Genomic DNA, 15,120 nt, shown 5'->3' on the forward strand with positions numbered 1-15,120 from the left:
GCTTAGCCTCGCTTTTTTATTGCAAGGAAATTGTAATTTATGAAATAACGTTTAGTTCTCTACCTACTTTTGCATAAACTTTAAGTACTTCATCTAGCATTTCTTTTGTATGTGCCGCAGTTGGCATGTTGCGAACACGACCAGTGCCTTTTGGAACGGTAGGGAAGACAATGGATTTTGCATAAACGCCTTCTTCAAGCAAGCGACGAGAGAACTTTTGCGTTAAGTTTTCGTCACCGATAATGCAAGGGGTAATAGGCGTTTCAGAATGCCCGATATCAAAGCCTAAATCTTTTAAGCCAGCTTTTAAATATTTGCCGTTATTCCAAAGCTTTTCAATGGTTTCAGGCTCATTTTCCATAATGTTGATGGCTTCGATACATGCAGCAGCCGATGATGGTGTGAGAGATGTCGAAAACAAGAATGGTCTTGCACGCACTTTTAGCCAGTCAATTAGTTGTTTTGAACCGGCAACGTATCCGCCCACCACACCAATCGCTTTGGACAGTGTCCCGATTTGAAAATCAATTTTATCCGAAAGACCGAAATGTTTCACTGTTCCTGCACCGTTTCCCATGACACCAGAACCATGAGCGTCATCCACGTAAGTAATTAAGCCAAATTCTTCGGCAATTTCAACGATTTCAGGGAGTTTGGCGACATCGCCGTCCATTGAGAATACGCCATCGCAAATGTACATTACTTTTTCATATTGACCGCTTTCGGTTGCTTCTTTGGCAAGCTCGCGCAAATGATCCATATCTTGATGGCGGGCACGAATGACTTTAGCTCCGGATAGGCGACAACCGTCGATAATGGATGCGTGATTCAGCTCATCTGAAATGATGGCATCTTTTTTGGTCATAACGGCGGAAATGGCACCCATGTTGCAGTTGAAACCAGATTGGAAAGCAATTGCTGCTTCGGTATGTTTGAACTCTGCGATGCATTTTTCAAGTTCATCGTGAATGGTCATTGTGCCGTTAATTGTGCGGACAGCACCAGCACCGACGCCGTATTCTTTTGTCGCTTCGATGGCTTTTTCTTTTAGGCGCGCATCATTTGAAAAACCAAGATAGTTGTTGGAAGATAAATTAATAAGTTCTTTATCATGGATTTTAACTTTTGCGCCATTCGGGCCTTGAATGGAATCAATTTCATTGTATAAACCTTGTTCACGTAATGCAGCAAGCTGTGGTGTTAGAAAATCATTTAAAACTTTGGACATTTTCATGATTCCTCCTCTTTTTTTTATATTAACATGCCTATTTGCCGAATAAGGTTGGCACGGATAAACATGATAATGACAATTTTAGAATGGAAAACCTAAATTTTCTGTACGATACGTATTTTTATGTTCTAAAAATTCTTCTAAATACGTTGAAAATAGTGATGCGATTTTTTCCTTGTCGCCCGATTCTGCAAGCAAAATCGCGGCATCATCTTCCGTCAAAACGGTCAACAAGTAAGTTGTAATTTCAAGCAGTTCGGCATTAAGTTCGTAAGGTAGCATAAAAATCATCACAGTAGATATGGCGGACTTTAAGCCGTCCTCAATCTGGAAATCGAGCGAATGCTTTAGTGTGAAAACGTGGGTTGAAGCTGTTTTCACGTTATCATTTACAAGAAAGTAGGCAGAATTTGCGCCGCCAGAAATGACTTTTTGCTTCGCCTCGAGGGAGCTCAATTTCTTAAAGATTTTTTCGGGTGAAAGGTCAGGTTCTTTGTTCGCGATGGACTGACTGAACGAACGCAAGTTATCCTCTTTGTTTCGCGTCATGTCACTGCCTTGTTCGATGTAAAGGGACTCCAAGAAGGAAATAATCAGCCCGTAAAATTGATGCATATTTTTTAAGCTAGCAAGCGTTTCAGGTAGCTTTTTTGAGTTGTCTTGAAGACTCGGAAAGTCGACATAATTGCCTTTTGCGCCCACGATTTTTTCAAGTTTATGTTTGAGTTCTTTAATTTCAGCATCAGAAATGAAGATGCTAATTCGTTCGTAGTCCATTTTGAAATCGGTTAAATCCGTTGTGGAAAGGACAATATCATATTTATGTAAATCGGTTTCTTTCACGAGTTCAAGTGGTGTCACAAACTTAATTTTTTGTAATTTTGGCAGACGCTTGCGAAATCTGGCGCGGAGCCATGTGCTAACGCCATTACTTCTAGAGGTCACAATTAGTGCACTGTAGGGTCTTAAATTCTCGGATTGGATGATCGCCGCTTCGAAATGGAGCACGATGAAACCTGTTTCTTCTTCAGGTAGCTTTTTAAACGGATAAAGCTCGGATGCGACGCGTTGTACAATGTTAAACAAGTCACCAAACTCACTTTTAATCAAAGGTAAAAGCGGGTTGCTTAGTGGCATTTTTTTCTTTAAGCGGATAAGCGAATATTGAATGTGTTCCGTTAAGCCTTTTAGCAGGGACATTTGGGACAGCGGCAGTTCGATTTCTCTTGCGACGCGGGAAATGAGTTTTTTTGCGATTCGAATGGCTTGTACTTTTTCGTTGCGATAAAAAACATCTTCGCCATGACGAATTTCTGCTTCGAGAACTTGCATGGTTAACTCGGTAATCTCTGCTTCTGGAATGGTTTGTTCAGGTAAGCAGTCTTTTAAAATGCGTTCAGCGATATCGTATTCGGGATAATCTTGTAGAAATATATGATTGTCGCTTTTTTTAGAAATGATTTTCCCTTTTGAAATTTGCTTCACTGTAATCAGAAGGTAGATGAGCAAATCAACAAGTGAATCATTGTCGACTTCATAAGATAGTTTTTTCATCCAGCGTGTTAAGGTTCGGTCAGCTAATTCAAGCAATTGGAAGTCGATAAAATGGCTTAAAAATTCATCATTATTTTGAGTCGGAACGCCGTCTAACGTATCCACAAAATATTGATAAAGTTTCAGCTTCGGCATGGTCATTAGTAAGAGTTCGCGCAACAATTCGCGCTTTTCAATGACAGAAGCATCTAAATGGACGCCGATGCCGCGCTTTCGCTCGATGCGAATTTTTCCGTCCCACTCTTCTTCAATTTTTGTGAGATCACTTCCGACAGTTGCAACGGTAACCGAAAGTTCACTAGCCAGCGCAATAAGTTTGACAGGCTCGTTCGTCGTTAAAAGCACACGCAAAATAAATTGCTGTCTTTCAAGCGGCGTAAATTCATTTCCGATTAAATCAAGCAAAGTAGAACGAACATGTTCCCGGTCATGAAGCGAGCCGCTAACGGATAATTTACTACCTTTCCGAATAAGCGAAAGCCCAAAGCTTTCAAGGGTTTGCTTGACTTCATCCAAATCACGGCGCACAGTTCGCTCGCTGACATCAAGGTCATTTGCAAGCTGCTGAATCGAAATGTCACCTTTTTCAGGAAGTATTTTTTCTAAAATAATGCGAGATCTAGCAGATAGGTACATATATTTTCTTCCTTTCGCAGAACTTCATTCGCAGTTTCTTTCAAAGGGTAAATAAATGTAACCCGATAAAACGCTTTTTGAATAAAACGGAAATTTTATTCGCGCTTCTGGAATAATTTACCTTACACCTTTATCCTATGACTCCGCTTACAGATAAGCAATATAAACAAATCTCTAATTTGTCCAGTTTTTTTTGCCAAAGTTTGGACAAAGTTTTATCAAACGTTGAAAATGAAGCTCAAAAGGATTTAAAATTCCTTCAAAGAGGAAGGATTTTCAATTTTGTGAATTTGTTATCAAATCCAAATTAGTTAATGAGCAAACTATTTTAGTATGCCTGTAAAATCTTTCTATCTAACTAGCATAACAGGTGCAGACGCATATTTAAAGCTTGAAAATATACATCAATTAAATTTTTCGGAGCATTCAGTAACCCTCCGGCTTTAGTTCAAGAGGACTGTAATCGCTTTCGTTACATGCGTTTAAAAGATTGAAATAAAAGTGTGAGAATAACGAGCTCATCTGTAAGGCTGCTATAAATTGAAAGCAAGGGGAAAAATGGTTTTCGTGATCCATTATGGAAAGTTATCCCTTAAAATGGCATGCAACAGAAATGATTAATAATAAAAAAAACGTCCGAGCATGGCTCGGACGTTTTTTTACTGTGGATTCATTTCCATATGGAAAAGTTCGAAAATGTGACCATTGATATCGTAAAAGCTTTTCGAATACATGCCTTGTTCGTCCATGAGATATCCCTTTTTAGCCCCAGCATTGACAGCTTTTTCGTAAAGTTCATCCACTTCAGCCCGTGTGTCAAATGTAAGTGCGTTGATGACAGCCGTTGTTTTTCTGTAATCAGGAAGTTCTGACGCAGGCAGGAACTGTTTGAAGAATGGTTCCACTAGTAACATAACGAAAGTCGTTTCGTTCAGAATCATGCAAGTCGCGTTTTCATCGGTAAAATCCGCATTAAATTTGAAACCTAGTTCCGTGTAAAAAGCAATGGATTCATTTAAATCCTTCACAGGTAAATTAATGAAAGTCATTTTTACATTTGGCATTCTCTTTTCCTCCTAAAAAAGCACCTAGCGTATTGCCGGGTGCTTTGATTTATTTTGCTCAATCTAAAATTCTCCGATGGAATTGTTGCTTTTGTTCCGTGGCTGGCTTATTGTTTACATGGTTTTTTTCAGCAAACTGATGGTGGGAATTTTCTTTTGGCAAGGCATCACTCATTTTGGGTGCTTTCTTCGCTGTCCGAACTGAATTCGTTTTAATATCTGCCATTCTGGAAATCCTCCTTTTCAAAGCGCTTTGATTACTCATTTTCCCGATTTCCCTGTTTCAAAACGTTACGTTTTAAAGTATAATGAGTTACAAATGCAACTAAAATTTAAAACACTCAATATAATGTAGACAAATTGCAAATAGGTATTGCAAACGTTTTCTTTATATACTATAATAAAACAAGAATTGTAGGATTGTTACTGTTCGGCAGGCAAAACCTGAATTAATTCGAAGACTATTGTTTTTTTGTAGTTTTGGAATTAGTTTGGGTTTTTTCTTTTGAAAGGATGGTTAAGACAAATGGAGATCATAAAAATCTTAAACAATAATGTTGTCGTTGCCGAAGACGGAGAGGCCAAGGAAATTGTTGTTATGGGGCGTGGATTAGCTTTTCAAAAGAAAGTCGGAGATGAAGTTGACGAGACGAAAATTGAAAAGACCTTTGTAATGGAGTCACATGAGCTTTCCGAAAAGCTTTCTGAATTACTAAGCGAAATATCCGCCAAACATTTGCGAGTCGCTGATGACATCGTACAGTATGCAAAGGAAAAACTAGGCGCCGAACTTAGCGCCAACATTTACTTGACACTTACCGATCACATTAATTTTGCGCTGTCCCGCTATAAACAAGGCATTAACCTGAAAAACGCATTACTTTGGGAAATCAAACGCTTTTATCAACCCGAATACCAAGTTGGTTTAAAAGCACTTGGCATTATCCAAGAAGAGTTCGGTTATTTGCTAGATGAAGATGAAGCCGGCTTCATCGCACTGCATATCGTGAACGCACGCCAAGACGGCCAACAAATGACCACCACAGTCACAATGACGCAAATTGTTCAAGATATTTTAAACATCGTAACGTATCATTATGGTATGGTCTTAGATGAAACCTCGCTCAATTACACACGTTTTGTGACGCACCTTCAATATTTTGCTCAAAGAATGCTGCTGGACGAAGTCGTTGATTCTGGCGATGATTTTCTGTTTGAACAAGTCCAAATCAAATATCCAGGAGCATTTAAATGCACCAAAAAAATTGATGCCTATTTAAAAAATACCCATCATGCCTCCTTAACGCGTGATGAACAAGTTTATTTAACGATTCATATTTATCGCGTAACAGAACGCAACTCCCTTTAAGTCATATGTAATGCATTACATTAAAAAAAGCAGCGATTAAACACCGCCGCCTGACGCAGAATGCTAGTCAAAAATAAGTGGACTCTTACTTTTGATAGGAATAACCTTACAATTGTTTGGTATATTTCGACTAGCGTTCTTTTTGATATGTAACATTAAGTTACGCCCTTTTGTAGTAATGTGATAGCTTGTATTTGTCTGTCCATATGCTCGAAGTACATACCCGTATTCTTCCAGTTTATACAATACTTCAAGAATATGATTTTTGTTTAAATCTGTTTCGCGCTCTATTTTTGGTAATTCTTGTTGCAAATAATCCATCTCCAGACAATGAGAATCTAAGAAATGTAAAATTTTAAAAATCTGCACGTAAACATAGCCGTTCATTTTGTCACCCCATTAAAGTCTATGAGTACCTCAACTTCTTTATCCCGTACGCCTTTTATTCAACGAAAGCAAAGTTACAATCCTATCAATTTTAGTATACAACATTTATGGATATAAAACTAATTATATAATTTACAGATTTTTATAAAACGAATGCATACGGCAACAAAACTTCAGAAACGGACGAAAAAGGCAACAAAAAAACGCTCACCTACGATGCCGACAACGCTCTAACGAACACAACACTCGCAAACGGCACATCAGTCGCGTACAAATATGACGACAACGGCAACACCACAGAGAAAAATGTTACCGCTTCTGGGAAAACGCAAAAGAATAGTTATGCCTACGACGTAGACAACAAGATTACAGCGTTCACCGATGCACTTGGGCGGACAATTCAGTACGAATATGATGCAAGCGGCAATGAGACAAAGGCTATCATGCCAAATGGGCGCGTAACCGAAAGTACGTACGATTCAGCGGACCGCACGAACGGCATCAATTGGAACAACGAACCAGCGTTTAAATTCCAGTACGATCCAAACGGCAACCAAACAAAAGTCACCGACGAAATTAATGGTATCGTCACGGACAAAACATACGACGATGCAGACCGTATCACAAAAGTGGCCGAACGCGGCGGTCAAATCAGCTATTCCTACAAAGACAAGCCAACACAAGACAACAAAGGCAAAACCGACAAAGTGGCCGACGTTTCCATTAGCCACGGCGACTATACCGCCAAAACAAGCTACACGTACAACGATTTAGACCAAAATACCCGCGTGAACGACGGCAACAAAAACGCCTATTTTGAGTTCGATGAGTTCGGCAACATTGGCCTATACACAGCAGGTAACGGCACAGCCGCAAACTATGTGTATGATAGCACCCAAAAAGTAACGAATGTGGCAATTGGCGATGCAGAAGGCGACCTCATTTTAGACGAGAGCTATACGTACGATGCAGCAAGCAACCGTACAAGTATCGACAACAAAAAAAGTGGAAAAACTACCTATGAATACGATGCCGTTAATCAATTGACGAAAGAAAGCTTGCCAGACGGCACCGTCAAATCCTACACGTATGATGGTTTTGGAAACCGCACGCAAGTTCAAATAACTGGTTCAGAATCGAAGACCACTGCCGCCACGTTCAATGACGGCAACCAGCTTGTGCAATTTGGTGGCGATAGACTGACTTATGATACTAATGGCAACCGAACGAGTGACGGAAAATTCAATTATACGTGGGACACAGGCGACCGTTTAATCAGCATTACAAAAAAAGGTGAAAATAGTCCGTTTGTCCGTTATACTTATGATGATGACAACCGCCGCTTATCCAAAACAGTGGACGGTGTGACAACCAATTATCATTATGATGGTGACAGCATCGATGTGCTGTATGAAACGGATAGCGCGGGAAAAGTGCTCCGCCAATATGTCTATTCCGACAGCAATATCCGCCTAGCCATGAAAATGAATGGCAAAACACTGTACTATCACTACAATGCACATGGTGACGTCATTGCCATGACCGATGAAAACGGCAAAGTGGTCGCGGAATACGCCTACGATGCATGGGGCGTTGTTCTTAAAAACACAGCCACAACAACCGAGACAAAAGCCAATCCATATCTATATGCAGGTTATACGTATGACAAAGAAATCGAACAGTATTACTTGATGGCGCGCTACTATGAGCCAGAACAAGGCGTGTTCACCGCCTACGATCCAGACCCAGGCGACGAAGACGACCCGCAAACGATGAATGGGTATAACTATACGAATAATAATCCTGTGATGATGATTGATCCAGATGGAAATATTGCATGGTGGGCTGTAGCCGCTGCGGCAGGATCAGCTTATGAGGTAGGTAAATATTTGTATAAGAATAGGAACAAAGGCTATTCTGCTAACGGTGTATTTGGCGCTGTAGTAAAAGGTGGATTAAATGGTGTTTGGAAGACAGGCGTTGGACGAGTTTTTGGGCTTGGTGGAATGACTAGAGTGGGAATGAAAATTATAAAGAAGAAAAAATTATATAAATCAGTTTGGACAAATGCTAACAGTTTATACAGAAATCCAGGGAAGCATTGAAAAGAACTTTAATCAATAAAAATGTTACTAAAAAAATCAAAAGAAACTATTCAAGATTAAGAAGCTGTATTAATAATGATAAATTGAACCGTTTTTACAAAAAGAAAAAATTTTACAAAGGCAAAGCTGTTAAAAAAGAAGGAAGTGATTAGAATTACCTTTTTGACGAAAATAATGATAAGTTTGTTGTGTACAGTGGTCACCTTATATAGTGGCTATATATATATAGTTATCGGAGAGGGAAAACTAGGTATTTCCAAATGGAGTTATAGGACTTTTTCCGCTCTTAGTTTCCTGTCATTTCTCTATTTATCTGTCATGTCTTTTATATTTTTTGTTACTTGGGATGTGCGAGACGATAAAATACTCTATCAATCCGTGATATTCGTGATTCTAACGATATTATTAAACCTTCTTTTTTTTAAGAAGCCGAAAAGTAAACTGTTATTAGTGATTTCGATATTATGGTGCCTGGGCATTGTTTTCTATGCTGTGTATGTATTCAATGTGAAATTTTTGCTAGAAGGAATTTTTGAATTTAAATTTGGGAGTATAAATATTGAATTGGCTTTATTGTGTATGATGGTGGTTTTAGCTTCAGCTTATTTGATAAAGTTAAATACTGATGTATCACGTTGGATGGTAAAAGTATTGTTTGTCATCAATTTGGGTACTCTCGTATGTGGTTTGACTTTGTCATTTGCAGTATTATTTGTTAAAGAAAATCGAATTTGGTTACCGCTATTTAGTTTGTTGATAACAATTCTATTTTTACTTTTAGTTTATCGAATAAAAAATAAAAAAATTTTTATAATGGTAACCACTTGGAATTTAATAATGAGTGTGTATTTTTTGTCTTTAATTTTTGTATCTTTTGACAACTAATTCATTGAAAACGACTTCTCTGAATGATAATAAGGGTTGATTCGCATAAAAACCATTATAATTAAACATTTTTTATTTCAAAAATCAAATTCCTGGTGCACCTGCTAAATCCACTCATGCATCGGGAATTTGAAACAAGTTATTGAAAAGGCAAAACTATAGAATTTTCCATCAAGATAAAGGAAGTGTTGATAGATATGGGAGGTATAGTAATAACAGGGATGTAACTTTAATTGAATATCATAGTATCGATATTCAAAAAAATCAAATCAAATTCCACTTAGTGTATCCAGATTTTAATAAGAAAATAGAGCTAATTTTTAATAAAGTTTGTGGTTTTTATTTTGTAAATGGATATGAAACAAGCCGATATTCTACAGAAGATTATGAATACGGAGAGAAAAGGGAATTATTATCAGTAGTATATGATAACTCAAAGGAATAAAAATTAATAATTAAATCCAGAGATACTTTTTATAATGGTTTTGATGCTAACTTTAATTTTACTTTAGAATTTATGGAGGGGCTTTTGCTAATTGAAGCCGATGAAATAAAAGTTGATGGCGAAGAATACAATAATCTACTTGAGCATATTGAATTGTAGAGTGCTTTTGGTGCCTAGGAAGTTGTCCTGAAAGGTATAGCTAGAACAACCTAGGCACATGCTAACCCGCATCTGTACGTACTACAAGGAAACAAATAATATTGCTTAGCGCGTTACTATGAGTCAGAATAAGATTTGTTTATCACCACACCTCAGACTCAGGCGATGAATGGGTACGATTATGGTCAAAATAACCCCGTTATGCACGTTGACCCTGATGAACATTGGGTTTGGCTCGCAATAAATGCCGGTTTTGCAGCTTATGACGGCTATAAAGCTTATAAAAAGACGAAAAGTTGGAAAAAAGCATTAATTGCAGGTAGAAAAGGTGCGCTTAGTGGTAAGTTTAAGCTGGCTAAGAGAGCAGTAAAAGCCACTAGATATATAGGTAATTTAAAGTTAAAATAAACTACCTATATGCAAAAGGATCAATAAAAGCTACAAGCAGAAGCTCTAGGTTAAACAAAGTCCCAAGAGCAAAGCTCAATAAAATTGGCAATCGAAACGGATGCCACAGTTGTGGTGTCAGACGTCCAGGAACAAAGTCAGGGAATTGGATTGCAGACCATCAACTCCCTACAGCTTTGGCAAGAGGGAGGTCACAACGTTTGTATCCACACTGTACCCGGTGTTCATCGAGACAAGGTGCACAGGTAAGAGTTCTGAAAAAAAGCGGAGGTAGGGTGATTCAATTTGGAAAATAACTTTTTGAAAATATTAGATGAGAGCGCAATAAATTATGATTTCCCGATGCTAGATAATGAGAACATTCCTATGATAGCTTGCAAGCTATCTTTATATTCAGATACAATTGAGTGGATACTTTTTATTGAAATACTTTCTATAAGACAAAGTGTCGAAAATAATGTTTATGCGTATGGCTCTAATATTGACTTTCAAGGATTACAGTTTTGTTATGATGACTATTTGAAAGTTTATTCAAATGGGCAGATTCTTGGGCTAGGAGAGCTAATAAAAAAAGAAATCGAAGGAAAAAATCTTAAAATATGCATAAATGAAAGAAAAAATATTGATCTAAGCGCTCAGTATATGTCATTTAATAAACTTGATGAAAATTATCTTTTAAGAAGCATTTATGAAGAACATTCAGAAGAGTTTTGGTTGGATAAAGAGGAGCTGTTTAAAACTATCTCAAAACCTATATTAGGGCTTCTTTTTGAAACAGAAGCATGGGAGCATCCTGATATAGCTAATGAAAAGCTGCCAAGTACTTCTCCATTTTTTCAATCTTTGGCTAAAAAATCCTGATGTAACTGTTGCCTTAGGTGATATTAATACGCACTGGCTGAATTGGTATTTTAAAAGAGAGCAACAAGTTCAAAATGGATTGTTTGAAGAACAAGAAGTATCTTTAAATCAGTTGAAAGATAAATATCACTTAGTAAGAATTAAAAAAGCATGTTATTTAACTTTTTCAAGCATGGTAGATCGAAGTTCGCTTGTTTATAAACAATATAAAGATAGTATAATTAACGGATTTATTTTAAATGAACTAGATGAGGCAGAGGAAGATTTAGTAGAACTTGGAATAAACTTTAGCAAAAAAGGAGGAATTATTTGTATTCCTGAAGTAGATGAAGATGTTATAGAGTTATTTGAAATAGATGCTGATCAAGGTGGATTGAGGTATATTTTCATTAATGAAGCAGGCGTTTATGACGAGAATGAACAACTTATTGAAATGCTTGTGGGAGGAAAATGCTTCATTTGGGAAATTTATGGAGATGGAGCATTCCTTGTAGAGTGGTAAATTTAAAGTTTCTTGAATGTTGTTGTACAGAGATTGTAGTGATGAGACTGGGACTTTTTGCCAGCTTCATCACTAATCTCCCTTTACAGATCACTGGATATACTAACCAAGGGATAAACCAAGCTATTTCTAGAAACAATAGAGGGGTAAAACCCTCTGCTATTTTGCATACTATTAAATATCCTAAAAAAACTTCTGTAAGGCGAGGGGGGAAAGGGATGGCATATAAGTTAAGTGGCAAGAAAAGTACAGTAGTGGTTAGCAAACGAGGAAAGATAATAACAACATATGGAAAGGGAAAGGGAAATACAAGGTTAAGGAAGGCGAAAAAATAATATGAAAATAGAAGACCGAGAATTGTTAGATTTAATTCTATCTGAGTATCATGTGAGATTGAAGTGGGGAGAGATTGAGAGGTTAAATGAAAAGGAAAAAGAACAAATAAAAGAAATCCTTTTAGAGTATTTTATCAAGTATGGTTTAGACGAAAATGATGAGGCAACTAAGTATGGAAAGCAAATAGATAATTTGATTGATTATTTTTAAATTTGGACGAAATCATTCAGTAGGAACAGATTCTTAAAAATTATTTGAGTGTAAATAATAAATCCTAGTTTTTTTATTTATACAGTTTTTCTTTTTGGAATCATGAATAGAATATAAAAAAAGCCTATACTCAAGTTGATGGGGGACGCAAGCTGTGAAACTTGGTTTAGTAGTAATTGACAAAAAAGGAGATTTTCTATTAAAAGAAAGTATCCCAGTAAAGCAACCGGGAAGTATGGGGTTAGATATACTAGAAAATATTAACTATTATGTTGAGGACTATGAATCTCAATCCATTAGATTTTATTGCAGGGAAATTGAAGTTATGGGATCGGTTGGATAAATAATGCCCAGCTTAGAAGCTAATACGAGTAACTATATCTAATGAACGTAGCTATCTTTTTCAGACAAGAAAAAGTAGATTCTAATTTAAAAGTTGTAGTCCATTATGCGTACTTTTACTCAAAGTTTTAGATGCACTTGTTATCCCATGTATCTAAAACTTCAGATTAACAATTAAAAAGGAGAAGTTATGAAAAAATATCCGCACATTCATTTGTCATTTGCACATGTTTTTACAGCTGATGAGTATTACCGGGTTTATTTTTACGAAAATACACTTGTTTTTGTAAAACTAGGCGGGCAGTTTCATCATGAAAATTTACTTGAACAGGCAGGGCTTTTTGGCGCCATTTTATTCTATATTCCGTACAAAATAGCTAGAAGGCGACAGGAAAAACGAGAGGCTCATGTGGATGCTGTTTTAGTGAAAAAAGGAATGAAAGCTTTACTTAGCGAACGGAAAAGTTTTCAGTTGAAGCAATCTGAAATCAACAAAATTATTTTCCGAACAAATTGGAAGACGCAAATTTTTTCAAACTACGACAAGCACTTACTACTTTTAAAAAATGATGGAACTTGCCTAAAGGCAGCCATTTCATTTGGGCAATCGAAGAATTATGTTATCGGAAAATTGATGAAAAACGGCTTTTTAGTGGAGGAAGAAGATGAATAAAGAGGAGTTTTTGGAATACCAACCAATTCAAAATCAAGGTTTCGTAGGAGATATTTCGTTTGAAGACTGGGAATATGGTCAGGACGTTTTTAGTGATATGCAAAAAATCGTTGCCAGTGACGCGGCAACCATAATTTTTCCAGAGAAAAGAAGTGTGAAACAATTTTTGCGAGAGGAAAATATTCCTTTTAAAGTGCATATGGCAGAAGTTTATTTACACTCGCCAAGCCCTTTTCATGTGGTTAAAATCCTTGAAGAGTATTGCGTTTACGGCTTTTGTAAATATATGACACTATTTTTAGGTAACCCATGTGAATTTCGTTTAGAGCAATTTGGGAAAAAAGGAGGATGGGACATTGGCCGATATTTAAACGGCCATTCAGTTGGGCTAACGTTACTTGAAAATGAGCCAACACTTTATGTGTCCGCCCAAAATGAACAGGACTGCGAAAACTTTATTCAGCTAATCGAACAACGTTTAGATGATAAAATCGTTCCGTTTATGGACTATAAGGAAACTAATTTAGGCGGCATTTTAGTCCCGCCGGCATTTTTAAAAGAGTTTAATTTGCCGGTTGAAAAATTTCGTATTTCTGCGCGGCTTTTAAATAGCCCCAATGCAGGAAATGATGATGCGCTTTCCCAATTGTTTGCAGGCGATAATCTTCAAATGATTGCGATTGCTAGTTCGTACGATGACACATTGGATGAGTTGGGAATTGATTATCATTTGGATAATAGAATGTTACTTTCGGAACCTATAGCGGCTGAAAGGCGTGAAGCAACAATTAATCAGCTGCATAAAGAAAGCTTTTTAGAGCGGGTTTATCTTTTTTATGGGAATAATCCGGATGTTAAAGTAAGGAAAAATCAAACGAATTCTTTTTTGAAAAAATTGTTTTCATATAAATCGTTTTTGGATTTTAATTTAGAAGAAGGCGGGAAAGCCGTTATTCTTTTGTTTGATGGTGAACTTGCGGTTATGTTTGAAAATGTATAAAAAGGAGTCTAACCTCACCTTGAAAGTGGGGTTTTTTTGTTTCTTTCGGGTTTTCGTAACAGAAAGTACACAAAAAAAGAATAAAAAGTTACAAAATTGACCACTTTTTCAGTCGCAACCTGATATGATATTAAGTGAAAATAGGCTTGTTTGCAGCATATATTGACTTTTTCTATATAAAAAAAGAAGATGGAAAGAAGGGAAAAAGTCAAAAAAATACACCAAAGGAAGGAACGGGGCATATGTCTTCAGAGATAAAGGAGTTTTATTCTAATGAAACTGTAGAGTTGGAGTTTAGTCATGAAAACTTGATTGAATTGCTTATTCATTCACCGCGAGTTAGTTGCGAGTATCGGAAGCTCAGAAAAAGAAATATAGTCAATCCGATTGCAAACAACGAAGTGTATTTTTTATCGTCAGGCATAATGGTTTTAACAAAAACAGATTTTCCCATTAATATTAGAAAAGCTAGTGAATTTGTTGGGTTAGAGAGAATCATTTTACAAGAGGACGGTATAAGTGAATACAGGGCAATTGTAGATTGTGAAGTTATCGTTTTTCAAGTTGGAGAAGTTTTGATGGAATTGTTTAGCCATCAGGAAGGTTGGTTATTTTTAGCAGTAGAAATGCAGAAACAAATTAAGTTTCTAACGAATCGGTATTTACTAATGCAGGAAGATAGTTTTTCAAGGTTAAAAGCAACCTTTTTTGATTTGGCTTCAAGATTTGGAACAAAGCAAGATGAAACCTACATACTACCAAAACAATTTAATAAAAAATTTATTGCAGAATATGCTGGCCTCAGCCCTAGTTCAGTCAAAAATGTAGAAGTTAGTTTGAAATCAGAGGGATTTATTGAAATTGCAGACAAATTTTATATTGTCAACTTAGAAAAATACTGCTCAAAAAATGTGTTTTCTTAGGGGGATATAAATGGCTGATGTAAGCAAATT

Annotated in this window: 13 protein-coding genes and 2 pseudogenes; 10 read left to right on the top strand and 5 right to left on the bottom strand. The window is 36.8% G+C overall.

Features of this window, described 5'->3' with window-relative positions; genetic code table 11:
• Positions 1-37: 37 nt before the first annotated feature.
• The 4 genes from CFS60_RS07990 to CFS60_RS13850 form a co-directional block, all read right to left on the bottom strand.
• The gene (locus CFS60_RS07990) at positions 38-1,228 is read right to left on the bottom strand and encodes a glycine C-acetyltransferase (RefSeq protein ID WP_088839086.1); all 1,191 of its coding nucleotides are present in this window, start codon (positions 1,226-1,228) and stop codon (positions 38-40) included.
• Between the two features lie 84 nt (positions 1,229-1,312).
• Entirely contained in the window at positions 1,313-3,421 is a 2,109-nt protein-coding gene (locus tag CFS60_RS07995) for a transcription antiterminator (protein ID WP_088810256.1), read from the bottom strand.
• Between the two features lie 659 nt (positions 3,422-4,080).
• Positions 4,081-4,485: a VOC family protein gene (locus tag CFS60_RS08000; RefSeq protein WP_088810258.1), complete on the bottom strand. Its 405-nt coding sequence runs from the start codon at positions 4,483-4,485 to the stop codon at positions 4,081-4,083.
• Positions 4,486-4,543: 58 nt separating this feature from the next.
• Positions 4,544-4,711, bottom strand: a complete 168-nt coding sequence (locus CFS60_RS13850; protein ID WP_159457892.1) for a hypothetical protein — start codon at positions 4,709-4,711, stop codon at positions 4,544-4,546.
• 300 nt (positions 4,712-5,011) lie between these two features.
• Between CFS60_RS13850 and licT the strand changes: the two genes are divergently transcribed.
• On the top strand, positions 5,012-5,854 hold the full coding sequence (gene licT, locus CFS60_RS08005; protein WP_088825344.1) for a BglG family transcription antiterminator LicT: 843 nt from the start codon (positions 5,012-5,014) through the stop codon (positions 5,852-5,854).
• 63 nt (positions 5,855-5,917) lie between these two features.
• Here the strand turns inward: licT and CFS60_RS08010 are convergent, their stop codons facing one another.
• On the bottom strand, positions 5,918-6,241 hold the full coding sequence (locus CFS60_RS08010) for a DUF3116 family protein (RefSeq protein ID WP_159457891.1): 324 nt from the start codon (positions 6,239-6,241) through the stop codon (positions 5,918-5,920).
• A gap of 158 nt (positions 6,242-6,399) precedes the next feature.
• Between CFS60_RS08010 and CFS60_RS08015 the strand changes: the two are divergent.
• The 9 genes and pseudogenes from CFS60_RS08015 to CFS60_RS08070 all read left to right on the top strand — a co-directional run.
• A pseudogene (locus tag CFS60_RS08015) lies at positions 6,400-8,217 on the top strand (RHS repeat-associated core domain-containing protein); the annotation flags it as partial.
• A 1,786-nt stretch (positions 8,218-10,003) separates the two neighbouring features.
• Positions 10,004-10,539, top strand: a pseudogene (locus tag CFS60_RS14140) (hypothetical protein); the annotation flags it as partial.
• Positions 10,529-11,104, top strand: coding sequence for a hypothetical protein (locus CFS60_RS08035; protein WP_088839065.1), 576 nt, complete (start codon positions 10,529-10,531; stop codon positions 11,102-11,104). The pseudogene CFS60_RS14140 and the gene CFS60_RS08035, both read left to right, overlap by 11 nt.
• 79 nt (positions 11,105-11,183) lie before the next feature.
• Positions 11,184-11,606: a hypothetical protein gene (locus CFS60_RS08040; protein ID WP_159458300.1), complete on the top strand. Its 423-nt coding sequence runs from the start codon at positions 11,184-11,186 to the stop codon at positions 11,604-11,606.
• Between the two features lie 336 nt (positions 11,607-11,942).
• Positions 11,943-12,152: a hypothetical protein gene (locus tag CFS60_RS08050; RefSeq protein WP_088810278.1), complete on the top strand. Its 210-nt coding sequence runs from the start codon at positions 11,943-11,945 to the stop codon at positions 12,150-12,152.
• Positions 12,153-12,306: 154 nt separating this feature from the next.
• Positions 12,307-12,495, top strand: a complete 189-nt coding sequence (locus CFS60_RS08055) for a hypothetical protein (RefSeq protein WP_088810279.1) — start codon at positions 12,307-12,309, stop codon at positions 12,493-12,495.
• A gap of 189 nt (positions 12,496-12,684) precedes the next feature.
• The gene (locus CFS60_RS08060; RefSeq protein WP_088810281.1) at positions 12,685-13,167 is read left to right on the top strand and encodes a hypothetical protein; all 483 of its coding nucleotides are present in this window, start codon (positions 12,685-12,687) and stop codon (positions 13,165-13,167) included.
• Positions 13,160-14,167: a hypothetical protein gene (locus tag CFS60_RS08065; RefSeq protein WP_088815627.1), complete on the top strand. Its 1,008-nt coding sequence runs from the start codon at positions 13,160-13,162 to the stop codon at positions 14,165-14,167. Before CFS60_RS08060 ends, CFS60_RS08065 begins: the two co-directional genes overlap by 8 nt.
• A gap of 146 nt (positions 14,168-14,313) precedes the next feature.
• Positions 14,314-15,090, top strand: coding sequence for a Crp/Fnr family transcriptional regulator (locus CFS60_RS08070; protein WP_244169934.1), 777 nt, complete (start codon positions 14,314-14,316; stop codon positions 15,088-15,090).
• The last annotated feature ends 30 nt before the right edge of the window (positions 15,091-15,120 follow it).

The sequence above is a fragment of the Listeria sp. ILCC792 genome (assembly GCF_900186135.1).
GTDB lineage: Bacteria > Bacillota > Bacilli > Lactobacillales > Listeriaceae > Listeria > Listeria goaensis.

Coding starts and splice junctions, on each gene's coding strand:
- CFS60_RS07990 (WP_088839086.1), bottom strand. CDS start 1,228: ATGTCCAAAGTTTTAAATGATTTTCTAACACCACAGCTTGCTGCATTA.
- CFS60_RS07995 (WP_088810256.1), bottom strand. CDS start 3,421: ATGTACCTATCTGCTAGATCTCGCATTATTTTAGAAAAAATACTTCCT.
- CFS60_RS08000 (WP_088810258.1), bottom strand. CDS start 4,485: ATGCCAAATGTAAAAATGACTTTCATTAATTTACCTGTGAAGGATTTA.
- CFS60_RS13850 (WP_159457892.1), bottom strand. CDS start 4,711: ATGGCAGATATTAAAACGAATTCAGTTCGGACAGCGAAGAAAGCACCC.
- licT (WP_088825344.1), top strand. CDS start 5,012: ATGGAGATCATAAAAATCTTAAACAATAATGTTGTCGTTGCCGAAGAC.
- CFS60_RS08010 (WP_159457891.1), bottom strand. CDS start 6,241: ATGAACGGCTATGTTTACGTGCAGATTTTTAAAATTTTACATTTCTTA.
- CFS60_RS08050 (WP_088810278.1), top strand. CDS start 11,943: ATGAAAATAGAAGACCGAGAATTGTTAGATTTAATTCTATCTGAGTAT.
- CFS60_RS08060 (WP_088810281.1), top strand. CDS start 12,685: ATGAAAAAATATCCGCACATTCATTTGTCATTTGCACATGTTTTTACA.
- CFS60_RS08065 (WP_088815627.1), top strand. CDS start 13,160: ATGAATAAAGAGGAGTTTTTGGAATACCAACCAATTCAAAATCAAGGT.